Source organism: Streptomyces sp. NPDC029164 (genome assembly GCF_055563995.1).
In genome coordinates, this window is the sequence record NZ_JBVHWW010000020.1 from 23,814 (window position 1) to 30,524 (window position 6,711).

4 protein-coding genes are annotated in these 6,711 nt (G+C 72.0%); 1 reads left to right on the forward strand and 3 read right to left on the reverse strand.

Features of this window, described 5'->3' with window-relative positions; all coding sequences use genetic code 11:
* Positions 1–37: 37 nt before the first annotated feature.
* The 3 genes from ACZ4VT_RS20195 to mshD form a co-directional block, all read right to left on the reverse strand.
* A complete protein-coding gene (locus tag ACZ4VT_RS20195) occupies positions 38–1,012 on the reverse strand; it encodes a CHAD domain-containing protein (RefSeq protein ID WP_467951395.1) in 975 nt (324 codons plus the stop codon).
* Positions 993–3,272 (reverse strand): RNA degradosome polyphosphate kinase, encoded by a 2,280-nt coding sequence (locus tag ACZ4VT_RS20200; protein WP_467951397.1) that lies wholly within the window; start codon positions 3,270–3,272, stop codon positions 993–995. Before ACZ4VT_RS20200 ends, ACZ4VT_RS20195 begins: the two co-directional genes overlap by 20 nt.
* Positions 3,273–3,672: 400 nt before the next feature.
* Positions 3,673–4,599, reverse strand: coding sequence for a mycothiol synthase (gene mshD / locus ACZ4VT_RS20205; RefSeq protein WP_467951399.1), 927 nt, complete (start codon positions 4,597–4,599; stop codon positions 3,673–3,675).
* Positions 4,600–4,769: 170 nt separating this feature from the next.
* On the opposite strand from mshD, the gene ACZ4VT_RS20210 reads away from it, so the two are divergent.
* Positions 4,770–6,587 (forward strand): bifunctional metallophosphatase/5'-nucleotidase, encoded by a 1,818-nt coding sequence (locus ACZ4VT_RS20210; RefSeq protein WP_467951401.1) that lies wholly within the window; start codon positions 4,770–4,772, stop codon positions 6,585–6,587.
* Positions 6,588–6,711 lie beyond the last annotated feature (124 nt).

The following is a 6,711-nucleotide window of genomic DNA, read 5'->3' on the forward strand; positions in this document are numbered from 1 at the left end:
CGTTCGTACACGCTCGTCATCATCCGTTATCCATCCGTTATCGCGGTGTGACCGCGGGCTCTCTCAGCCACAGATGCTCGAAATCAAGCCGGGCCGCCTCCACCTCGTGGCGCTGGTCGGCGTGCAGCACGCCCAGGGCGTACGCCGTCGCCGGGGCGATGCGCGGGGTGCGGGCCGCCGTCGCCGAGGCGGCCGCCGCCTCCGCCGCGTCGCGGTGGCGGTCCAGTGCCTCGCCCGCGGCCGCAGGCCTGCTCACGTCCTCGCCGAGGGCCTCCCGGGCGTACCGGTGGACCCGCAGGAGGCGGCGTACCTCGTGCCAGAGACCGTCGTGATCCGCGTTGTACGGGCTGGGCGCCCCCTGCGCGCTCCCGCCGCGCGGCGGCAGTGCCGCGACCGCCGCCGACAGCCGGGTTTCGGCCACTGCCGCCAGGGGGACCAGGACGTCACCCACCCGCCCCCGGGCCGCCACGTAGTCCAGCGGGACCTCCGAGGCCAGCACCGCCACCGCGTCCGCCACCGCGTGGAAGCGGGAGGAGCCGAGCGCCTGGAGCGTGGCCGAGTGGGCGCGCGTACGGGCCAGGGTGAGCTGGCGCTCCAGCAGGGCGCCGGCCCGCGCCGAGCCCACCGTCAGCGCACCGGCCGTGCCGCGCGGCGCCGGGAGCTCGGGGGACCCCGACAGCCGGTGCAGGGCGTCCATCAGCCGGGCCAGCCGGGCGGCGTACGCGTGCTCGTCGGCCAGCGTCGAGGACAGCCACACCAGCTCGGTGCGCAGCCCGTCGGCCCAGGAGGACTCGGTCACCACCCGGAAGGTCGCCAGGGATCCGCTGATGCGGCGCGCGGCCCCCCGCAGGCTGCGCGCCGCGTCACTGCCTTCGGCTGCCCCGCCCGCCGTGCCTTCATCGTGTAGGCGCAGCGCGCGCAGGAAAGCGGTGGCCTGGGAACGCAGGTACGTGCCGAGCACGTCACCCGCGTCCGCCGTCGCCGTAATCGGGTCATGGTTTGGCTGAGCCACGCCGGCGCCTCCGGGCGTCTATGAGCATCTCCTGTACGTGCCGCAGCGGCTGGCCTTCCGCGTCCGTGCTGTGCCGGGTCCACTCGCCGTCCGGGCCCAGGTGCCAGGACGAGGTGGCGTCGGACATGCCGGTTTCGAGCATCCGGTCCAGTGCCGCGCGGTGGGCCGGGTCGGCGACCCTGACCAGTGCCTCGATACGGCGGTCGAGGTTGCGGTGCATCATGTCGGCGCTGCCGATCCACACCTCGGGCTCACCGCCGTTGCCGAAGGCGAAGACCCGGGAGTGTTCCAGGAAGCGGCCGAGGATCGAGCGGACCCGGATGTTCTCCGAGAGCCCGGGGACTCCGGGGCGCACGGCGCAGATGCCGCGCACCCAGATGTCGACGGGCACGCCCGCCTGGGCGGCCCGGTAGAGCGAGTCGATGAGGGCCTCGTCGACGATCGAGTTCATCTTCAGGCGCACGGAGGCGGGGCGGCCGGCCAGGTGGTGGGCGGCCTCCTTGTCGATCCGCGCGATCAGCCCGTCGCGCAGCGAGCGGGGCGCCACCATCAGCCGGCGGTAGGTCTCGCGGCGCGAGTAGCCGGACAGCCGGTTGAAGAGGTCGGAGAGGTCCGCGCCGACCTGCGGGTCGGCGGTGAGCAGGCCGAGGTCCTCGTAGAGGCGGGCCGTCTTGGGGTGGTAGTTGCCGGTGCCGACGTGCGAGTACCGGCGCAGCTGGTCGCCCTCCTGGCGGACGACGAGGGACAGCTTGCAGTGGGTCTTGAGGCCGACGAGGCCGTACACGACGTGGCAGCCGGACTCCTCCAGCTTGCGCGCCCACTTGATGTTGGCCTGCTCGTCGAAGCGGGCCTTGATCTCGACGAGGACGAGCACCTGCTTGCCGGAGTCGGCGGCGTCGATCAGGGCGTCCACGATCGGGGAGTCGCCGGAGGTGCGGTAGAGCGTCTGCTTGATCGCGAGGACGTCCGGGTCGGCGGCGGCCTGCTCCAGGAAGGCCTGCACCGAGGTGGAGAAGGAGTCGTACGGGTGGTGCAGCAGGACGTCCCGCTCGCGCAGGGCGGCGAAGATGTCGGGCGCGGACGCGGACTCGACCTCGGCGAGGTCCCGGTGGGTGCCGGCGACGAACTTCGGGTACTTCAGCTCGGGCCGGTCCAGGGAGGCGATGCCGAAGAGGGCGGTCAGGTCGAGGGGCCCGGGCAGCGGGTACACCTCGGAGGCGTTGACGTTCAGCTCCTGCACCAGGAGGTCCAGTACGCCCGGGTCGATGGACTCCTCGACCTCAAGGCGCACGGGCGGGCCGAAGCGGCGCCGCATGAGCTCCTTCTCCAGGGCCTGGAGGAGGTTCTCGGCGTCGTCCTCCTCCACCTCCAGGTCCTCGTTGCGGGTCACGCGGAACATGTGGTGCGCGAGCACCTCCATGCCGGGGAACAGCTCCTCCAGGTGCGCGGCGATGACGTCCTCCAGCGGGACGTAGCGCTGCGGGGAGGCCTCCAGGAAGCGGGAGAGGAGCGGCGGGACCTTGACCCGGGCGAAGTGGCGGTGGCCGCTGACCGGGTTGCGGACGACGACGGCCAGGTTGAGGGAGAGGCCGGAGATGTACGGGAACGGGTGCGCGGGGTCCACGGCCAGCGGGGTCAGCACCGGGAAGATCTGGTTCCGGAACAGCGTGAAGAGGCGGGCCTGCTCCTTCTCGGTGAGATCGGGCCAGCGGATGAGGTGGATGCCCTCCTCGGCCAGGGCCGGGGAGATGTCCTGCTGGAAGCAGGCGGCGTGGCGGGCCATGAGCTCGCGCGAGCGCGTCCAGATGAGGTCCAGCACCTCGCGGGGCTGCAAGCCGGACGCGGACCGGGTGGCGACACCGGTCGCGATACGCCGTTTGAGGCCGGCCACGCGGACCATGAAGAACTCGTCGAGGTTGCTCGCGAAGATCGCCAGGAAGTTCGCGCGCTCCAGCAGGGGCGTGGTGGGGTCCTCGGCGAGCTCCAGGACGCGCTCGTTGAAGGCGAGCCAGCTGCGCTCCCGGTCGAGGAAGCGGCCCGGAGGCAGCTCGTCGCCGTCCTTGTCGTCGTACGCGTCCAGGTCGGCGTCGATATCGGGCTCGAGGTCGACGTGCGGACGGTGCGCGGAGATGGAGCCTATGCGGGCGTGGGCGCCGGTGACGGCGTTGACCGGGCCACCGGTCGCCTGGCCGGCGGGGGACGTCTGAGACGGGTGCTGGGCGGGGACCTCGGCGGGGCCTGCGCTGGGCTTGTGGCTCATGACTCCATTCTTCCGCGCACGCGGGAGGACAGGCGCGTCGGAAGTGTCGGCCGTCAGTCGGAGTCGGGGCTGCATGGGGGGAGAGTCGCAAGCGCGTCTTAATGCCCGGTTAATGGCGTGTGGCTTCCCGGCTCCGGCTGGCGCACGAGTCGCCTCCCGGCGGGGGTGGCGGGGGGTGGGGCGCGCGGCCTGCCTCCCGGCGGGGGTGGCGGGGGGTGGGGCGCGCCCCGGCGTGGGGCTCGGCCCCGGGCCCCGCGCCTCAAGCGCCGGCGGGGCTGGGGGAGCGGGGCTTCGCCCCGGGCCCCGCGCCTCAGACGTCGGCGGGGCTGGGGGAGCGGGGCTCGGCTCCGGGCCCCGCGCCTCAGACGCCGGAGGGGCTGGATGGAGGCGCGGGCTCGGGTCAGCTTTCCGTGCGGTACATCAGGTCGACCTCGTGGGTGGTGAAGCCGAGGCCCTCGTAGACGGCGAGGGCGGCCGGGTTGTCGGCGTCGACGTAGAGCATGGCCGTCGGCAGGCCCTGGGCCGCCAGGTGGCGCAGGCCGATCGCGGTGAGGGCCTTGCCGAGGCCGCCGCCCTGGGCGCCCGGGTGGACCCCGAGCACGTAGACCTCGCCCAGCTGCTCCGCCGCGTGGACCTTCGTCCAGTGGAAGCCGACGAGCTCCCCGTCGCGCTCCGCGAGGAAGAAGCCCTTGGCGTCGAACCACGGCTGCGCGATCCGGTCGTTCAGATCCCGCTGGGTCAGCGAGCCCTGCTCGGGGTGGTGGGCGAAGGCGGCCGCGTTCGTGGCGAGCCAGGCCTCGTCGTCGGTGCCGGGCACGAAGGTCCGTACGGTCACGCCGGGCGGGAGCGCCGCCTCCGGCAGCGGGTCGGTGTCGGTCAGCGGCCGGCGGAGCTGGCGCAGCTCGCGGAAGAGAGTCAGGCCGAGCACCTGCGCGAGGTGCCGGGCGGCGGACTTGCCGCCGTGGGCCCACACCCGCAGCCGCTTCCCGGAGGCGGCGAGCAGGGCCATCCCCATCGCCCGCCCGTGCCCGCGGCCGCGCAGGGCCGGGTGCACGACGAGCTCCGCGGCGGGGGCCTCCACCGGGTCGGTATCCTCCAGTTGTCCGTATCCGGCGAGCCGCTCGCCCTCGGTGAGCAGGAAGTGCCGGATCCCCTCGCGCGGTCCGCCGCGCAGCTGGAGCCGTCCCTGCTCGGACACGGCGGTGGTGCCGTCCGTGTGCGCCGCGTCCTCGATGAGGTCGAGTACGGCCTCGGCCTGTTCCTCCGTCAGCTCGTCGAAGGTCTGAATCTGCCGTCCCGGCTCCAGGGCCGCTGCTGCCTCAGTCATGGCACGAGCCTACGACCGCGGCGGGCGGCGGGCGGAGTGCGGGCGCGGGGTCGGTCCGTCTTCTGCGCGTAACCAACGCGATACCCGTTACCCCCTGGTAGAGCTACGCGCGTTGACCATAGGCTTCCCCGGACCTCCCAAGCAGTATCGCTGTCCACAAAGGGGACTAAATGTCAGCGACGCCACAACGGCACCGCCGAAACCGCCGGTTGACCTTCGCCGCCCTCGCCGTCACGGCCGGGGCCGGGGCCATGGTCGCCGCCGCACTGCCGGCCGGTGCCGCGAGTGGTGGCGGTACGGCCAAGAGCCGAACCGTCGACGTGCAGATGCTGTCGTTCAACGACTTCCACGGCACGCTGGAGCCCCCGCAGGGCTCTTCCGGCAACGTGAGCGAACGTCAGGCCGACGGCACCACCAAGGCCATACCCGCGGGCGGGGTCGAGTACCTCGCGACCAGCCTGCGCGAGGCCCGCAAGGGCCACGAGTACTCCGTCACCGCGGCGGCCGGTGACATGATCGGCGGCAGCCCGATGCTGTCCGGTCTCTTCCACGACGAGCCGTCCATCGAGGCGCTCAACAAGCTCGACCTGGACGTCACCAGCGTCGGCAACCACGAGTTCGACGAGGGCAAGACCGAGCTGCGCCGCATGGCGTACGGCGGCTGCCACCCCGTCGACGGGTGCTACGAGTTCGGCAAGGAGTTCACGGGCTCCCAGTTCCAGTACCTCGCCGCGAACGTCACCGACGAGAAGACCAAGCGTCCGCTGATGTCGCCCACCTTCGTGTGGAAGAAGGGCGACGTGAAGATCGGCTTCATCGGCGTCACCCTGGAGGGCACTCCGGACGTCGTGACCGCCGAGGGCGTCAAGGGCCTGAAGTTCGGCGACGAGATCGAGACGATCAACAAGTACGCCGCCGAGCTGAACAAGCAGGGCGTGAAGTCGATCGTCGCGCTCATCCACGAGGGCGGTCTGCCCGCGAACGGCGCCTACAACTACGACTGCAACGTCCCCGGCGCCGGCGCCGGCATCTCGGGCGCGATCGTGGACATCGCCAAGAACGTGGACTCCAAGGTCGACGCGCTGGTCACCGGCCACACGCACCAGGCGTACGCCTGCAACATCCCGGACCCGGCGGGCAACCCGCGCACGGTGACCTCGGCCGCCTCCATCGGCCGGCTGTTCACGGACACCACCCTCACCTACGACCGGCAGACCAAGGACATCGTCCGTACGCCGGTCGCCTCGCCCAAGCCGGTCAACAAGGTCGTCACACGGGAGCAGCCCAAGGCCCCGGACATGACCGAGCTGATCGACCGCTGGAAGACCCTCGCGGCCCCGATCGCCAACCGCCCGCAGGGCTTCATCGCGGCCGACATCCCGGGCCGCGGTTCCGAGGCGCCCGAGAAGCCGCTCGGCGACCTGATCGCCGACGCGCAGCTCGAGGCGCTGGCCCCGGCGGACAAGGGCGGCGCACAGCTGGCCATCATGAACCCGGGCGGCATCCGCTCGGACCTCGCCTACAAGGCCTCGGGTGACGAGGGCGACGGCGTGGTGACGTACGGCGAGTCCTTCACGGTCCAGCCGTTCACCAACATGATGAACATCGTGGACCTGACCGGCGCTCAGCTGATCACCGTGCTGCAGCAGCAGGTCAGCGGCCCGGTCAACGGTGCGAACCCGAAGATCCTGCAGGTGTCGAAGGGCTTCACGTACACCCTGGACCTGACGAAGACGGGCGTGGACCGCATCGTCGTGGACTCGGTGAAGCTGAACGGCGCGGCGATCGACCCCGCCAAGACCTACCGGGTCGCGATGAACGAGTTCCTCGCGGGCGGCGGTGACGGCTTCACCGTCCTGAAGGAGCACAAGAACAAGCTGGTGGGCGCGTCCGACCTGGACTGCTTCAACGCCTACCTGACGAACAACTCCTCGGCGGCCAACCCGATCGCCGTCCCGGCGGCGAACCGGATCACCGTCATCAAGTAGCACGCGCGTACAGCACGCCCGGAGGGGGGGGGGGGGGGGGGGGGGGGGCGGACCCCCCCCCCCCCCCCCCCCCCCCCCCCGGGGGGGGGGGGGGCTTCTCGGGGGGGGGGGGAAAGGACCTAAA

Bases quoted from the DNA above. Each gene is read 5' to 3' on its own strand.
- ACZ4VT_RS20200 (WP_467951397.1), bottom strand. From the start codon at position 3,272: ATGAGCCACAAGCCCAGCGCAGGCCCCGCCGAGGTCCCCGCCCAGCAC.
- mshD (WP_467951399.1), bottom strand. From the start codon at position 4,599: ATGACTGAGGCAGCAGCGGCCCTGGAGCCGGGACGGCAGATTCAGACC.
- ACZ4VT_RS20210 (WP_467951401.1), top strand. From the start codon at position 4,770: ATGTCAGCGACGCCACAACGGCACCGCCGAAACCGCCGGTTGACCTTC.